We start from the raw sequence: 13,144 nt of genomic DNA, 5'->3' as shown, positions 1-13,144 counted from the left end.
ACCACAATCTGCTTACCGGGCAAATAAAAACCGAATTGCTATCACTATCCCTTATAACACTGCCTGCGGCGGGCGACAGCCGAGGAAATGCAAAGCTGGCAAGCAAATTGCAAAAGCCAGTGCATCATACTCCCAGCGTTGACGCTGGCGTTCCTTACAGGAGGCAAAATGAACTTAAGACGACTGAAATATTTTGTAAAAATCGTCGATATCGGCAGTCTGACCCAGGCCGCTGAAGTCTTGCATATCGCCCAACCGGCCCTCAGCCAACAGGTCGCGACCCTGGAAGGTGAAATGGACCAGCAGTTGCTGATACGCACCAAGCGAGGGGTCACGCCAACGGAAGCCGGTAAAATTCTCTACACCCATGCGCGCACTATCCTGCGCCAGTGCGAGCAGGCGCAGCTGGCGGTCAATAACGTCGGCCAGACGCTGCGTGGTCAGGTGTCGATCGGCCTGGCGCCGGGCACCGCGGCCTCCGCCATTACCATGCCGTTGCTGCAAACGGTGCGCAATGAGTTGCCTGAGGTGATGGTCTATCTGCAGGAGAGCAGCGGCACAGCGCTAAATGACAAGCTGCTGGCGGGCCAGCTGGATATGGCGGTGCTCTATGAGCGTTCGCCGGTGGCAGGCATCGTCAGCCAGCCGCTGCTGAAAGAAGACCTTTACCTGGTCGGCACCCGCGACTGCCCGGGGCAGAGCGTGGATCTCACGGCGGTGGCGGAGATGAACCTGTTCCTGCCGCGCGATTACAGCGCAGTGCGGGCGCGGGTCACTGAGGCATTCACCCTGCGTCGTCTATCGGCGAAAATTATCGGCGAGATCGAATCCATTACCACCCTGACCGCGGCCATCGCCAGCGGCATGGGGGCGACGGTGTTACCGGAATCCGCTGCTCGTTCCCTATGCGGGGCGGCGAACGGCTGGATGGCGCGGATCAGCACGCCTTCAATGAGCCTGTCGCTGTCGCTGAACATGTCGGCTCGCGGCAGTCTGTCGCCGCAGGCGCAGGCGGTGAAAGAGATCCTGCTGTCTCTGGTGAGCCGCCCATCGCTGGAAAACCGTGAACTGCAGCTGGTCAGTTAGGGTATATTCTCTTAAGGAATAAGTTGCTGGTTTTTATTATTTGTTACCTGGGACAACAGACTTTAACAATAGCAGATACGTTAAGTCCATTGGCCCGGAGGAAAGGGTGAACTTCCAGCAGCTGAAAATTATCCGTGAGGCGGCCCGTCAGGATTACAACCTGACGGAAGTCGCGAATATGCTCTATACCTCGCAGTCAGGCGTCAGTCGCCATATCCGGGAACTGGAAGAGGAGCTGGGGATTGAGATCTTTATCCGCCGCGGCAAACGCCTGTTAGGCATGACCGAGCCGGGTAAAGCGCTGTTATCGATTGCCGAGCGGATCCTCAATGAAGCCAGTAACGTTCGGCGGCTGGCGGATCTCTTCACTAACGATGCGTCAGGCGTCTTAACTATCGCCACCACCCATACTCAGGCGCGCTACAGCCTGCCGCCGGTCATTAAAGCTTTCCGCGAGCTGTTCTCAGAGGTTCGCGTCGAGCTGGTGCAGGGTACCCCGCAGGAAATCGAAGCGCTGCTGCATAACGGCGGAGCGGATATCGGCATCGCCAGCGAGCGCCTGAGCAACGATCCGACGCTGGCGGCTTTCCCCTGGTTCCGCTGGCATCACAGCCTGCTGGTGCCGAAGGATCATCCTTTGACGCAGGTTTCCCCCCTGACGCTGGAGGCGATCGCCCGCTGGCCGTTAATCACCTACCGCCAGGGGATCACTGGCCGTTCGCGCATTGATGAGGCGTTCAACCGCAAGGGGTTGATGCCGGATATCGTGCTGAGCGCGCAGGATTCCGATGTGATCAAGACCTATGTGGAGCTGGGGCTGGGCGTCGGGCTGGTCGCCGAGCAGTCCGGTGATGCCCGGGAAGCGGACACCTTTACGCGTCTTGATACCCGCCATCTGTTCGATGCCAATACCGTGTGGTTGGGACTGAAGCGGGGCCAGCTGCAGCGGAATTACGTTTGGCGCTTTATCGAATTGTGCAATGCCGGACTGTCGCTGGATGAGATTAAGCGTCAGGCGATGGAGCCGGAAGAGGTCGCAATCGACTATCAGATTTAAGGAAATGCTGGCCAGCGGGTCGGGGAGTGGAAATAACGCTATAATTCACACACGTGAGTCGCGACTGAGGAAGGGAAAATGACGATGCGGCGTGTGAAATTACTCTGTACGGCGCTGATGCTGCTTGCCAGCCACGGCGCGCTGGCCGTCAGCTATCCGCTGCCGCCGGAGGGGAGCCGTTTGGTGGGCAGCGCATTTACCATTGCCGTTCCGGACAATAACACCCAGCCGCTGGAAAGTTTTGCCGCCCAGTACGGCCAGGGGTTAAGCAATATGCTGGAAGCCAACCCCGGGGTCGATGTCTATTTGCCACGCTCCGGTTCGACGCTGACCATTCCGCAACAGCTGATCCTGCCCGACACCGTGCGCGAAGGGATCGTGATCAACGTTGCCGAAATGCGTCTCTATTATTACCCGCCGCTGGGCAATAGCGTCGAAGTCCTGCCAATCGGCATTGGTCAGGCGGGACGCGAAACGCCGCGTAACTGGGTGACGGCAGTAGAGCGTAAGCAGGAAGGCCCCACCTGGGTGCCAACCGCCAATACCCGCCGCGAGTATGCGAAAGAGGGCAAAACGCTGCCGGCGATGGTGCCCCCCGGGCCCGATAATCCGATGGGGCTGTATGCGATCTACATCGGCAGGCTCTACGCCATCCACGGTACCAATGCCAACTTTGGTATTGGGCTGCGCGTCAGCCAGGGATGCATCCGCCTGCGCAATGACGATATTAAATTCCTGTTTGATAACGTGCCGGTTGGGACGCGGGTTCAGCTGATCGATCAGCCGGTGAAGTACAGCGTGGAGCCGGACGGCAGTCACTGGCTGGAGGTGCACGAGCCGCTGTCGCGCAACCGCGCGGAGTTTGAATCCGACAGAAAAGTCCCCTTGCCGATGACCTCGGCGCTGCGCGACTTTACCCAGGGGCCGGGAGTGAGCCCTGCCCAGGTCGAGCAGACCCTGCAGCGCCGCTCCGGCATGCCGGTGAATATCAGCGCCACAGCGGCGCAGGGAAGTTTGTAGCGGGTCGTTTAGTCTGATTAACGGCTATTGTAAGAAGGCTCTTTTGCTGACGATGCATTCAACGTTGTTGGGAATAAGGATCGGGAAACCGATCCTTAACTTATCAATAGTGGCGGTGATGGCGTTTTAATGAGGGCGCCAGGAGATGCTCAGGAGGGGATGATAAAGTCTGCAAATATATCTATGGACTTAATATTGTTACTGAGGATCTTTTTTTTGGCTGCCATTGTCCATGAAAGCGAAGATACCGCTTATGATAGCCAATATCCAGAATATAATACTAATGAATTTTGCAGAATCCATATTATCAAAACACTCCTGACCACAGCCACTACCGCTGACCCCCATCCCGACGATCATGAAGCTCATCATGCCGCTCAACAATGCCAGAATCACGAAGACTACAGTGATGAAAATTTTTATACCTTTTGTCATAAATTAATATCCTTATTTTATTAAATGCAATTTCCTATCATTATAATGAATGATACGGGAATGACGATATTAAAGAGAAAGTGTACCTCATCGGTAATCCCATGAATACTGTAATTAGGTAAACAGGCTAGTGTTAGGGAAATATTTACAGCGAATCCCGAATAGGACGGCAATTCCGCATTATAGTTCTTGGATTCGTTATAAATATTTAAATTGGGAAAACGATTTCTATTATTCACTTTCGTTCAAAACAACGGGAATGACCCCCATCGCCGCTGATAAGCGAATCAGGGGATGTCGTTACTTATTGTTGGTAATGGGGACATGCTGCAGCATCACTTCAACGATCCAGTCAATAAAAACGCGCAGCTTGGCGTTGACATGGCGGTTCGGTGGAAACGCCAGGTACAGAGACATTGGGCTAATCCGCCATTGTGTAAATAATGGAATCAAAGCGCCAACGGCCTGATGCGCTGCCGCCATATAGTTGGGCAGCGCAATCACGCCTAAGCCAACTAACCCAGCTTCGAGGTAAGCATTGCCATCATCCACGGCAAGTACGTAGTTGCCCGTGATATCAATACGTTCATTCTCACTGCACAGTACCAAAGGATCAATCTTACTGGTGCGTGAGGACAAGAATCCCACTATGCAATGGTCAGTATTTTGCAGCTCGCGCGGGTGTGCGGGAGCGCCAAGGCGTTCCACATAGCTGGGGGCGACGTAGACGCCGATTTGCAAATCGCCGACATGGCGTGCGATTAGGGACTGGTCGGTGATTTGACCACCGCGCAGAACGCAATCCACGTTGTCGCCGATCAGATCCACTACCCGGTCGCTCACACCCATGTCGATCTGGATATCAGGGTAGCGGGCGTGGAAAGCCGGTAGCGCCGGCACCAGAATAAGACGGGCCAGCGGACTCGGTACATCCACCCGTAGCCGTCCCCTGGGCGTCATCGCCGCACTGGACAGGCTGTTTTCAGCATCCTCCATGTCTGCTACGCAGCGGCAGACCCAGCGGTTACCGCCGGATCGAAAGTCTGTAGCCATAAGGTTGGGAGCAGCATCGCTGCTTTTCACCTGCGGGGATCACATACGGAACCTTGGACGGTACCTACGGTACGATGCTGCTTATACCCGCTGGCGGAGAGATGTCAGAAGCGGCGGTGTTGCCGATCTTTTTTGGAACCGCGCATTATTGCCTTACACCCAGGTATGGTCCGGCACGGTTAAACCGCCTTTATTTAAGCCTTTGCGGGAGCGTGGGGCTCACGGCCGTTCAGCTTGCCTCATAGCAAGAAAATAGCACCTACACCAGGATAAGATTGCATGCTTGGGGAGCGGAGAGGATCACGGAAAGCAAAAATCCCGCTCAGGTTTCCCTGAGCGGGATTTTTAAATTTGGCTCCTCTGACTGGACTCGAACCAGTGACATACGGATTAACAGTCCGCCGTTCTACCGACTGAACTACAGAGGAATCGTGTGAACGAGGCGCATACTACTGGCCTCGCATTTTTGTGTCAACACTAAAATTAACCTGCTGATTCAAATGGCTAAATTTAGCTCAACACGTTGTTTTAGTGAACAATGCGCCGATCGCCTTCGTCCTGCAGGCCATTCTCACGTCTACGCGCCAGCGGATCCTGGCGGTAAAAGTGGCAAAAACGCTGCCACAGGGCCGGGAAGCGAGGCGCGAACAGTTCAGGCGCACTGAAAAAATATTCCGAGAGGACAGCAAAGCATTCTGCGGGATCGGTGGCGGCATAGGCGTCAATACTGGCGGCGCTTTCGCCTACCAGATCGATCTCATCCTGAATGTTGTTCATCGCGGCGTGGAGATCATGCTCCCAGCCGGCAACTTCACGCAACGGGATAAGCGGCACGCCGCTGGCCCGGTCGCCGTTCCGCGTATCAAGCTTATGCGCCACTTCATGCACCACAAGGTTAAAGCCTGACGCATCAAAAGAGTCTTGAATATCCAGCCAGTTCAGCACTACAGGACCCTGTTGCCAGCTTTGTCCCGACTGTACCACCCGCTGGTTGTGGACCAGACCAATATCATCCTCCCATTCATCATCGACGATGAAAGGGGCAGGGTAGATCAGCACTTCATGGAAGCCATCCAGCCACTCAATGCCCAGCTCAAGCACCGGCAGACAAAAGAGCATAGCAATGCGCGCCTGATGCAGCGGGGTCAGCTCCAGCCCCTGCAATGCCACCAGCCGCTTTTGCTGTAAAAAACGGGCAGCCATCTGCGTGAGCTTGTGCTGCTCAGTGGACGAAAGATGGGCTAAAACCGGAATGGCAAGCGCTTGCTCCCAGGGCATCTCTGCGTTGCCGGACTCATCATCTGCTTTCCAGGGCCATTTAAACATCATATTGCTCGCAAAGTCGTCACTTGAACACAATTACCGAAACGGGAGCTATTAAAATGCCAAAGATCCTGGCATTATAGCAACCATCACAGCGGAGAGATGCCGGAGCGGCTGAACGGACCGGTCTCGAAAACCGGAGTAGGGGCAACTCTACCGGGGGTTCAAATCCCCCTCTCTCCGCCACTTTTCTTGCTCTAACCTTCCCTTCAATAACACCGTTAGCTTCAGGTATAACGCCTGCGCTGGGGTATCACCATCATCATCGTCCTGGTTTCAGCGTAGAGTCGCGGTAGCGCGCTTTATCCTTTTGGCACCTTATCGCCGCTTTTAGCCCGAACGAGCTTAAACGCATCATAAAGAGGGAAGGTACGCCTGGAAAGCGGCAATGTCGAAAAGAGTGATCTCAACGGAGCGGGAACATAAAAAAGCCCGCTGAACGCGGGCTTTGACGGGGATCAGAACTGATAGACCAGGCCGAGGGCGACGATATCGTCGGTCGCGATACCGCTGTTTTTGTAGAAGCGGTCGTCTTCATCCAGCAGGTTGATTTTATAATCCACATAGGTGGACATATTTTTGTTGAAGTAGTAGGTCATGCCCACGTCGACATACTTGACCAGATCCTTGTCGCCGTAGCGAGAATAGGCGTAGAGATCTTTACCCTTCGACTGCAGATAGGCCACCGACGGACGCAGCGGTAAATTAAAGTCGTCGAACTGATACTGCGCGACCACTTCGAAGTTCTGCGTTTTGTTGGCAATTCCGCCAAAACTATCGTTGCCATAGAAGGTCATGTTGCGGGTCTCAGCATACATGGCGGCCAGATAGATGTTATTGGCGTCATATTTCGCGCCGACGGTCCAGGCATCGGCTTTATCGCCGTTGGCATAACGCTGGCTGCTACGCGCGGCCGCCAGCTGGTTATGGGTACGGTCAGAAGACGAATACGCTGCCCCGAAGCTGATGCCCATATCGAGATCGTAGTAGCTGGAGATACCAAAACCGTCGCCATTTTCCCGCGCCAGCTTACGTTTCCCACCGTTATTAGTGCCTTCGCCAGAACCGGCGTTTTCATTATTACCCTGATACTGCAGGGCGAAATGCAGGCCGTCGACGAGGCCGAAGAAATCGCTGTTACGGTAGGTGGCCACGCCGTTAGTACGGCCGGTCATGTAAACGTCGGTCTGGGTGTAGGTATCGCCGCCGAATTCCGGCAGCATATCGGTCCAGGATTCAATGTCGTAGACCACGCCGTAGTTACGGCCATAGTCCAGCGACCCGCAGTCGGCAAACTTCAGGCCGGCAAAGCCGAGACGGGTCCAGGAATTCGCGCCTTCTTTTTCGCTGGTGTTCGCCTGAATGTTGTATTCCCACTGACCGTAGCCGGTTAACTCGGAAGTAATCTGCGTTTCGCCTTTCAGACCAAAGCGAACATAGGTCTGGTCGCCGTCCTCTGAAGCGTCGTCAGAGAAGTAATGCAGGCCGTCAACTTTCCCGTAGAGGTCCAGTTTATTACCGTTTTTGTTATAGATTTCGGCGGCATTAGCGGCGCTAGCCATTAATAATGCCGGAACCATGAGTGCCAGTACTTTTCTTTTCATTATATATTCCCTTTTAATAATAATTTCTATGAATTATGACAATCCCTCCGGAATGACGATCCGATACTAACGACTAAGTTCATCTTTATTTAAAATAAAATATGTAAATAAATAATGTTAAACATTTCAAAATATTTCTAAGTGGTTCTTTATATTAAATTTTGATGTTTGTGCAAAATTCATTATTTTATTATATAGCAACGCTTTATTGTATATTTTGCAGGTCGTTGTTAATTTTATGAAATAAATTGCACAAATAATAATCAAGTACATTATTCATTATGGGAATTTATTTTGTGTGAATGTAAATATCCAGGGGATTATCAACCCAGCTTGCGATAATTAAGGAATGAATAGCTTTAAGCGTACGGGAGATAATAAGGACATCTCTTCAGCCTGTGCGCATTGGCAGCATAAGTCGCGAGAAGGCGCAGAAGACGAAGATGAAACTGCTGCCTGTGACGCAGGTTAGCGGTATAATGTGATGCATGTCACGTTTTGAGTGACAGTAGTCTGTTGTGTCACGGAGAGGAATGAGATGGAAGTGCAGGCAAAACGCAGCCCGGGAGGGAAACTTGCGCTCTGGGCGTTGTATGCTTTTTGCGGATATTGTGTCTGGGTCATTGTGCGTTACTGGTGGGTAGTGGGAAAAATTCACAGCGTTCCCGGCGCCAGCGTGGAGGGTGATTTTGGAACAACGGCCGGGAAATGGCTTGGCGCCCTGTTGGGTATGCTGGTCCTCGGCGGCATTGGCTCTATTCTCGGCGCGGTCGTCTGGTATACGCGTCCATCCCGCGGCGAGCAGGATCATCAGCGCTAAAATTGCTATGCTCGAGGCTGACCCTCAGAAAAAGGAAAGCCTATGGACCTGGTTGACTGGCAGCAACGATTTGAGCGCTGGATACTGACGCACCATGCGCAGGATGACGCCGCAAACGATCTGTCCCATTTTCGTCGCGTCTGGGCGACCGCCACTCAGCTGGCCGCGGGGGAGGAAGTCGACCGGCTGGTACTCCTCACGGCCTGCTATTTTCATGACATCGTCAGCTTGCCAAAAAATCATCCGGAGCGAAGTCGATCCTCGATGATGGCCGCCGAGAAAACCCTCGCCATTCTGCAGTCGGCCTTTGCTGATTTTCCTGCGGATCGTTACCCGGCGGTCAGCCATGCCATCGAGGCGCACAGCTTCAGCGCGGCGATCCCACCGCGCACGCTGGAGGCGAAAATAGTTCAGGATGCCGATCGACTCGAGTCGCTGGGAGCCATTGGTCTGGCGAGGGTCTTCGCTGTCGCCGGCGCTCTGAATACCATCTTGTTTGATGCCGAAGATCCTTTTGCTGATCGGCGGGCGCTGGATGACCGCAAATATGCCCTCGACCATTTCCAGTGCAAACTTCTGCGCCTGCCGGAAACCATGCAAACTGACAAGGGGAAAGCGATGGCGCAGCATAATGCCCGTTTTCTCGTCGAATTTATGGCTAAGCTCAGCGCGGAGCTGCAGGGGGAGCCGCTGGCGCTGGATGAAGCGGTTTTGCGCCGCTTTGCACCGCAGGCGTCAACCGACCGGTGATTTATGGTACTCTCTGCCAAAATCGTCCGCGTTGGTTGAGGATATGCCGCAAAAGTTAAGCAAGGAACACAGGTCGTTGTCGTTGGCTGAACAGGCCGGGGAAGACGCTGAGGCGCTGCTGCGTCAGCTGATGACGATCTACGATGTAAAAACGCTGGTTGCCGAACTGGTGAGCGTCGGCGAACAGCACTGGAGCGCGGCGATCCTCAAGCGCGTGGCGGCGCTTGGCCGCGCGGCGGAGCGTTTGCGCCCGCAGGAAGTTGCTCATCTGGCGACGCTCCTGCCTTCGCCGCCGGCCCATCATCCGCACTATGGGTTCCGTTTTATCGATCTGTTTGCCGGTATTGGCGGGATCCGCAGTGGTTTTGAAGCCATCGGCGGACAGTGCGTTTTCACCAGCGAGTGGAACAAGCACGCGGTACGCACCTATAAGGCCAACTGGTACTGTGATCCGCAGCAGCACCGTTTTAATGAAGATATCCGCGATATTACCCTCAGCCAACGCTCTGACGTTAGCGACGAGGAGGCGGCGCGGCATATTCGTGAATCTATCCCTCAGCATGATGTGCTGCTGGCTGGCTTCCCCTGCCAGCCTTTCTCGCTTGCCGGCGTCTCTAAGAAAAATGCGATGGGCCGTGCGCATGGCTTTGCCTGCGAAACCCAGGGAACGCTGTTTTTTGACGTGGTGAGAATTATCGCGGCTCGTCAGCCAGCGATTTTTGTGCTGGAGAATGTCAAAAACCTCAAAAGCCACGATCAGGGGCGCACCTTCCGTATCATCATGCAGACGCTGGATGAGCTGGGATATGAAGTAGCTGACGCGGAGCATACCGGGCCGGATGACCCGAAGGTGATTGACGGGCGCCATTTCTTGCCTCAGCACCGGGAGCGCATCGTGCTGGTGGGTTTCCGTCGCGATCTGCAGCTGCATGCTGGATTTACGCTGCGCGACATCGCGGCGCAGTACCCGGCGGTGCGGCCAACATTTGGCGAGCTACTGGAGCCGACGGTCGATGCGAAATTTATTCTTACGCCGGTGCTGTGGAAATATCTTTATCGTTATGCCCGCAAGCATCAGGCGCGGGGCAATGGCTTTGGTTATGGCCTGGTTGACCCCGCCAATCCCCACAGCGTGGCCCGGACGCTTTCTGCCCGCTACTATAAAGATGGTGCCGAAATTCTCGTCGATCGCGGCTGGGACCGGCCGCTCGGTGAGAAGCATTTTGACGATCCGCTGAATCAACAGCGGCGCCCTCGCCGGTTAACGCCGCGCGAATGCGCCCGGCTGATGGGCTTTGAATCCCCGCAGGGGGCGCGTTTTCGCATCCCGGTATCGGATACGCAGGCCTATCGTCAGTTTGGCAACTCGGTGGTGGTTCCGGTCTTCGCCGCGGTGGCGAAACTCCTGGCGCCGCGCATCGCTCAGGCGGTGGCGCGCCGCGAAGCGGATGATAATGATGGCGGATGTTCACGATAAAGCGACGCGCAGTAAAAATATGCGGGCGATCGCCACGCGCGATACGGCGATCGAAAAGCGGATAGCGGCGCTGCTGACCGGGGCGGGATTCACCTTTGTTGCCCAGGATCGCGCGCTGCCGGGACGTCCCGATTTCACTTTACCCGACTACCGTTGCGTTATCTTTACTCACGGCTGTTTCTGGCATCACCATGACTGCTATCTGTTTAAGGTGCCGGCCACCCGCACGGCATTCTGGCTGGACAAAATCGCCGGTAACGTGGCGCGCGACGCCCGCGACCGGCAAAAGCTGGCCGAAGAGGGCTGGCGGGTATTAATCATCTGGGAATGCGCCCTGCGCGGGCGCCTTAGGCTGAGTGATGCGGCGCTCACCGAACGTCTGGAAGAGTGGATCTGCGGCGCCGGACACGACGCGCAGATCGATACGCAGGGGATCCGCGAACTGACGACTACTTCGACGCCTTACAAGGAGTAGCCTCGCTGCGGACGGGGAAGAGATATTTCCCCAGCGTCACCAGCACTACGGCGAAAATAATCACCGCCAGCGCCAGCCACTCAATGAGCGACAGGCTCTCGCCGCCGAACCCAGTACCGAGGAGCACCGCGACCACCGGATTAACATAGGCGTAGCTGGTGGCGACCGCCGGGGTGACATTGCGGATTAAAAACATGTAGGCGTTAATGGCGATCAGCGAGCCAAAGATGGCCAGATAGGCCAGGGCGGCGATCCCGGACCAGGAAGGGACGCGGGTTAAGGTTTCACCGCTCAGCCATGAGGCCGCCAGCAGGACGATCCCGGCGGCGAGCATCTCGATTGCCCCCGCCATCATGCCGGTCGGCAGTACGATTCGCGAACCGTAAACCGAGCCGAAGGCCCAGCTTAGGGAACCAATCAGGATCAGCAGTGCGCCCCAGGGGTTGCCGTTCAGGTTGCCTCCGCTGTTGAGCATCACGATACCCGCAAGGCCAATGGCAATGCCCAGCCACTCCAGTTTACGGGTGGCGATGCCGAAAAAGCGGCTGAAGCATAAGGTGAACAGCGGTACGGTGGCGACCATCACCGCCGCGATCCCTGACGGAACGTGCTGATGTTCAGCCAGCGTCACGAAGCCGTTGCCAACCGCAAGCAGCAACACGCCGATCAGCGCAGCGTTAAGCAGCGGACGACGCGCCGGTAGCTTATGGCCGGTGGCCAGTAGCCACCCCAGCAACAGCACGCCGGCAGCGAGAAAACGAATGCCGGCCATCATTAGCGGCGGCCAGCTGGCGACCCCGACGGCGATAGCGAAATAGGTAGAGCCCCAGATGATATACAGCGCAAACAGCGCCCCGATGAGCGGTAAAAGCTGACGGGTAGACATACTTCCTCACGACGGTGCAGAGATAGAAAGGGGACATATAGTAAACGTGAAAACTATCGTGCTGGCGAGTGGTTAATTTGCGTCAGGTTGTTAAATTTATATTGACTAATTGTACCTTGGGCACCGGCCGTTTTTTAACGCATACTCGAGGGAGACATTGATGAAAAGAGAAGGAAAATCATTTTGGCAGGAAGTAGTCTTTTAACATTACTTGATGATATCGCCACGCTGCTGGACGATATTTCCGTGATGGGCAAGGTAGCGGCGAAAAAAACGGCGGGGGTGCTGGGCGACGATTTGTCTCTCAATGCCCAACAGGTTACCGGCGTGCGGGCGAATCGCGAGTTGCCCGTGGTCTGGGGAGTGGCGAAAGGGTCGTTCGTTAACAAAGTGATCCTCGTGCCACTGGCTTTGTTGATCAGCGCCTTCATCCCCTGGGCGATTACGCCATTGTTGATGCTGGGCGGCGCGTTTCTCTGTTTCGAAGGGGTGGAGAAGGTACTGCACAGTCTGGAAGCGCGGAAACACAAAGAGGATCCTGAACGGCGGCAGCAGCGTCTCGCCGCGCTGGCGGAGCGCGATCCGCTGGCCTTTGAGCGTGACAAAGTAAAAGGCGCGATTCGCACCGATTTTATTTTGTCCGCGGAAATTGTCGCCATTACCCTCGGCATCGTGGCGGAAGCTCCGCTGCTTAACCAAATCCTTATTCTTTCGGGGATTGCGATTCTGGTCACTGTCGGGGTGTATGGCCTGGTGGGGGTGATCGTCAAGCTGGACGACATGGGTTACTGGCTGGCGGAAAAACGTAGTGCGCTGGCGCAGTGGCTGGGTAAAGGGCTCCTGGCCGTCGCTCCCCGCCTGATGAAGGTGTTGTCCATCGTCGGGACGCTGGCCATGTTCCTCGTCGGCGGGGGGATTGTCGTTCACGGTATTGCGCCGCTGCATCATGCCATCGAGCACTGGAGCGCGGGGTTGGGTGGGGTGATGGCCTCCACGCTGCCGGTCGTCGCCAACCTGGTGCTGGGTTTTATCATCGGCGCGGTGGTGCTGGCGGGCGTTAAGGCGGTGAGCAGCCTGCGTGGCGCTGGAAAGTAGCATGGCGAAACGCAGCGTAACGGCGCCGCGTGTTCTACCCTGAAAACGCCCCGGGTATCGACA

13 protein-coding genes and 2 tRNA genes are annotated in these 13,144 nt (G+C 55.5%); 9 read left to right on the top strand and 6 right to left on the bottom strand.

Features of this window, described 5'->3' with window-relative positions:
• The first annotated feature begins 168 nt into the window (after positions 1-168).
• The 3 genes from nac to ldtA all read left to right on the top strand — a co-directional run bounded on the left by nac (position 169) and on the right by ldtA (position 3,163).
• Positions 169-1,086 (top strand): nitrogen assimilation transcriptional regulator NAC, encoded by a 918-nt coding sequence (gene nac, locus BHE81_RS10250; RefSeq protein ID WP_002911729.1) that lies wholly within the window; start codon positions 169-171, stop codon positions 1,084-1,086.
• A 106-nt stretch (positions 1,087-1,192) separates the two neighbouring features.
• Entirely contained in the window at positions 1,193-2,143 is a 951-nt protein-coding gene (gene cbl, locus BHE81_RS10245; RefSeq protein ID WP_016946075.1) for an HTH-type transcriptional regulator Cbl, read from the top strand.
• 78 nt (positions 2,144-2,221) lie between these two features.
• Positions 2,222-3,163: a L,D-transpeptidase gene (gene ldtA / locus BHE81_RS10240; protein WP_016946076.1), complete on the top strand. Its 942-nt coding sequence runs from the start codon at positions 2,222-2,224 to the stop codon at positions 3,161-3,163.
• Positions 3,164-3,361: 198 nt separating this feature from the next.
• On the opposite strand, the gene BHE81_RS10235 is transcribed toward ldtA, so the two are convergent.
• The 4 genes from BHE81_RS10235 to mtfA form a co-directional block, all read right to left on the bottom strand.
• The gene (locus tag BHE81_RS10235) at positions 3,362-3,598 is read right to left on the bottom strand and encodes a hypothetical protein (protein WP_004212965.1); all 237 of its coding nucleotides are present in this window, start codon (positions 3,596-3,598) and stop codon (positions 3,362-3,364) included.
• A gap of 300 nt (positions 3,599-3,898) precedes the next feature.
• Positions 3,899-4,651, bottom strand: a complete 753-nt coding sequence (locus BHE81_RS10230) for a LysR substrate-binding domain-containing protein (protein ID WP_224709691.1) — start codon at positions 4,649-4,651, stop codon at positions 3,899-3,901.
• A 352-nt stretch (positions 4,652-5,003) separates the two neighbouring features.
• Positions 5,004-5,079 (bottom strand) — tRNA-Asn (locus tag BHE81_RS10225).
• Positions 5,080-5,179: 100 nt separating this feature from the next.
• Positions 5,180-5,980 (bottom strand): DgsA anti-repressor MtfA, encoded by an 801-nt coding sequence (gene mtfA, locus BHE81_RS10220; RefSeq protein ID WP_004227143.1) that lies wholly within the window; start codon positions 5,978-5,980, stop codon positions 5,180-5,182.
• A gap of 90 nt (positions 5,981-6,070) precedes the next feature.
• On the opposite strand from mtfA, the gene BHE81_RS10215 reads away from it, so the two are divergent.
• Positions 6,071-6,160 (top strand) — tRNA-Ser (locus BHE81_RS10215).
• Positions 6,161-6,432: 272 nt separating this feature from the next.
• Here BHE81_RS10215 and ompC read toward each other — a convergent pair.
• Positions 6,433-7,578, bottom strand: a complete 1,146-nt coding sequence (gene ompC, locus BHE81_RS10210) for a porin OmpC (RefSeq protein WP_002911596.1) — start codon at positions 7,576-7,578, stop codon at positions 6,433-6,435.
• 538 nt (positions 7,579-8,116) lie between these two features.
• Between ompC and drpB the strand changes: the two genes are divergently transcribed.
• The 4 genes from drpB to BHE81_RS10185 all read left to right on the top strand — a co-directional run bounded on the left by drpB (position 8,117) and on the right by BHE81_RS10185 (position 11,100).
• Positions 8,117-8,398: a cell division protein DrpB gene (gene drpB, locus BHE81_RS10200; RefSeq protein WP_019705175.1), complete on the top strand. Its 282-nt coding sequence runs from the start codon at positions 8,117-8,119 to the stop codon at positions 8,396-8,398.
• Positions 8,399-8,440: 42 nt separating this feature from the next.
• Complete coding sequence (locus BHE81_RS10195) at positions 8,441-9,148, top strand: phosphohydrolase (protein ID WP_149888800.1); 708 nt, start codon at positions 8,441-8,443, stop codon at positions 9,146-9,148.
• 76 nt (positions 9,149-9,224) lie between these two features.
• Positions 9,225-10,625 (top strand): DNA cytosine methyltransferase, encoded by a 1,401-nt coding sequence (locus BHE81_RS10190; RefSeq protein WP_074185334.1) that lies wholly within the window; start codon positions 9,225-9,227, stop codon positions 10,623-10,625.
• On the top strand, positions 10,606-11,100 hold the full coding sequence (locus BHE81_RS10185; RefSeq protein WP_004200342.1) for a very short patch repair endonuclease: 495 nt from the start codon (positions 10,606-10,608) through the stop codon (positions 11,098-11,100). Before BHE81_RS10190 ends, BHE81_RS10185 begins: the two co-directional genes overlap by 20 nt.
• On the opposite strand, the gene yedA is transcribed toward BHE81_RS10185, so the two are convergent.
• The gene (gene yedA / locus BHE81_RS10180) at positions 11,075-11,986 is read right to left on the bottom strand and encodes a drug/metabolite exporter YedA (protein ID WP_004184683.1); all 912 of its coding nucleotides are present in this window, start codon (positions 11,984-11,986) and stop codon (positions 11,075-11,077) included. The two genes, BHE81_RS10185 and yedA, sit on opposite strands and share 26 nt — an antisense overlap.
• A gap of 183 nt (positions 11,987-12,169) precedes the next feature.
• On the opposite strand from yedA, the gene BHE81_RS10175 reads away from it, so the two are divergent.
• Complete coding sequence (locus BHE81_RS10175) at positions 12,170-13,081, top strand: DUF808 domain-containing protein (protein ID WP_040251752.1); 912 nt, start codon at positions 12,170-12,172, stop codon at positions 13,079-13,081.
• Positions 13,082-13,144: the final 63 nt, after the last annotated feature.

This window comes from Klebsiella sp. AqSCr (assembly GCF_008452795.1).
GTDB classification, from domain to species: Bacteria; Pseudomonadota; Gammaproteobacteria; order Enterobacterales; family Enterobacteriaceae; genus Klebsiella; species Klebsiella pneumoniae.
Note: the sequence above shows the minus strand (reverse complement) of the source record. Positions and strands in the feature narration are given on the sequence as shown.

Coding starts and splice junctions, on each gene's coding strand:
- nac (WP_002911729.1), top strand. CDS start 169: ATGAACTTAAGACGACTGAAATATTTTGTAAAAATCGTCGATATCGGC.
- ldtA (WP_016946076.1), top strand. CDS start 2,222: ATGACGATGCGGCGTGTGAAATTACTCTGTACGGCGCTGATGCTGCTT.
- BHE81_RS10235 (WP_004212965.1), bottom strand. CDS start 3,598: ATGACAAAAGGTATAAAAATTTTCATCACTGTAGTCTTCGTGATTCTG.
- BHE81_RS10230 (WP_224709691.1), bottom strand. CDS start 4,651: ATGGCTACAGACTTTCGATCCGGCGGTAACCGCTGGGTCTGCCGCTGC.
- mtfA (WP_004227143.1), bottom strand. CDS start 5,980: ATGATGTTTAAATGGCCCTGGAAAGCAGATGATGAGTCCGGCAACGCA.
- ompC (WP_002911596.1), bottom strand. CDS start 7,578: ATGAAAAGAAAAGTACTGGCACTCATGGTTCCGGCATTATTAATGGCT.
- drpB (WP_019705175.1), top strand. CDS start 8,117: ATGGAAGTGCAGGCAAAACGCAGCCCGGGAGGGAAACTTGCGCTCTGG.
- BHE81_RS10195 (WP_149888800.1), top strand. CDS start 8,441: ATGGACCTGGTTGACTGGCAGCAACGATTTGAGCGCTGGATACTGACG.
- BHE81_RS10185 (WP_004200342.1), top strand. CDS start 10,606: ATGGCGGATGTTCACGATAAAGCGACGCGCAGTAAAAATATGCGGGCG.
- yedA (WP_004184683.1), bottom strand. CDS start 11,986: ATGTCTACCCGTCAGCTTTTACCGCTCATCGGGGCGCTGTTTGCGCTG.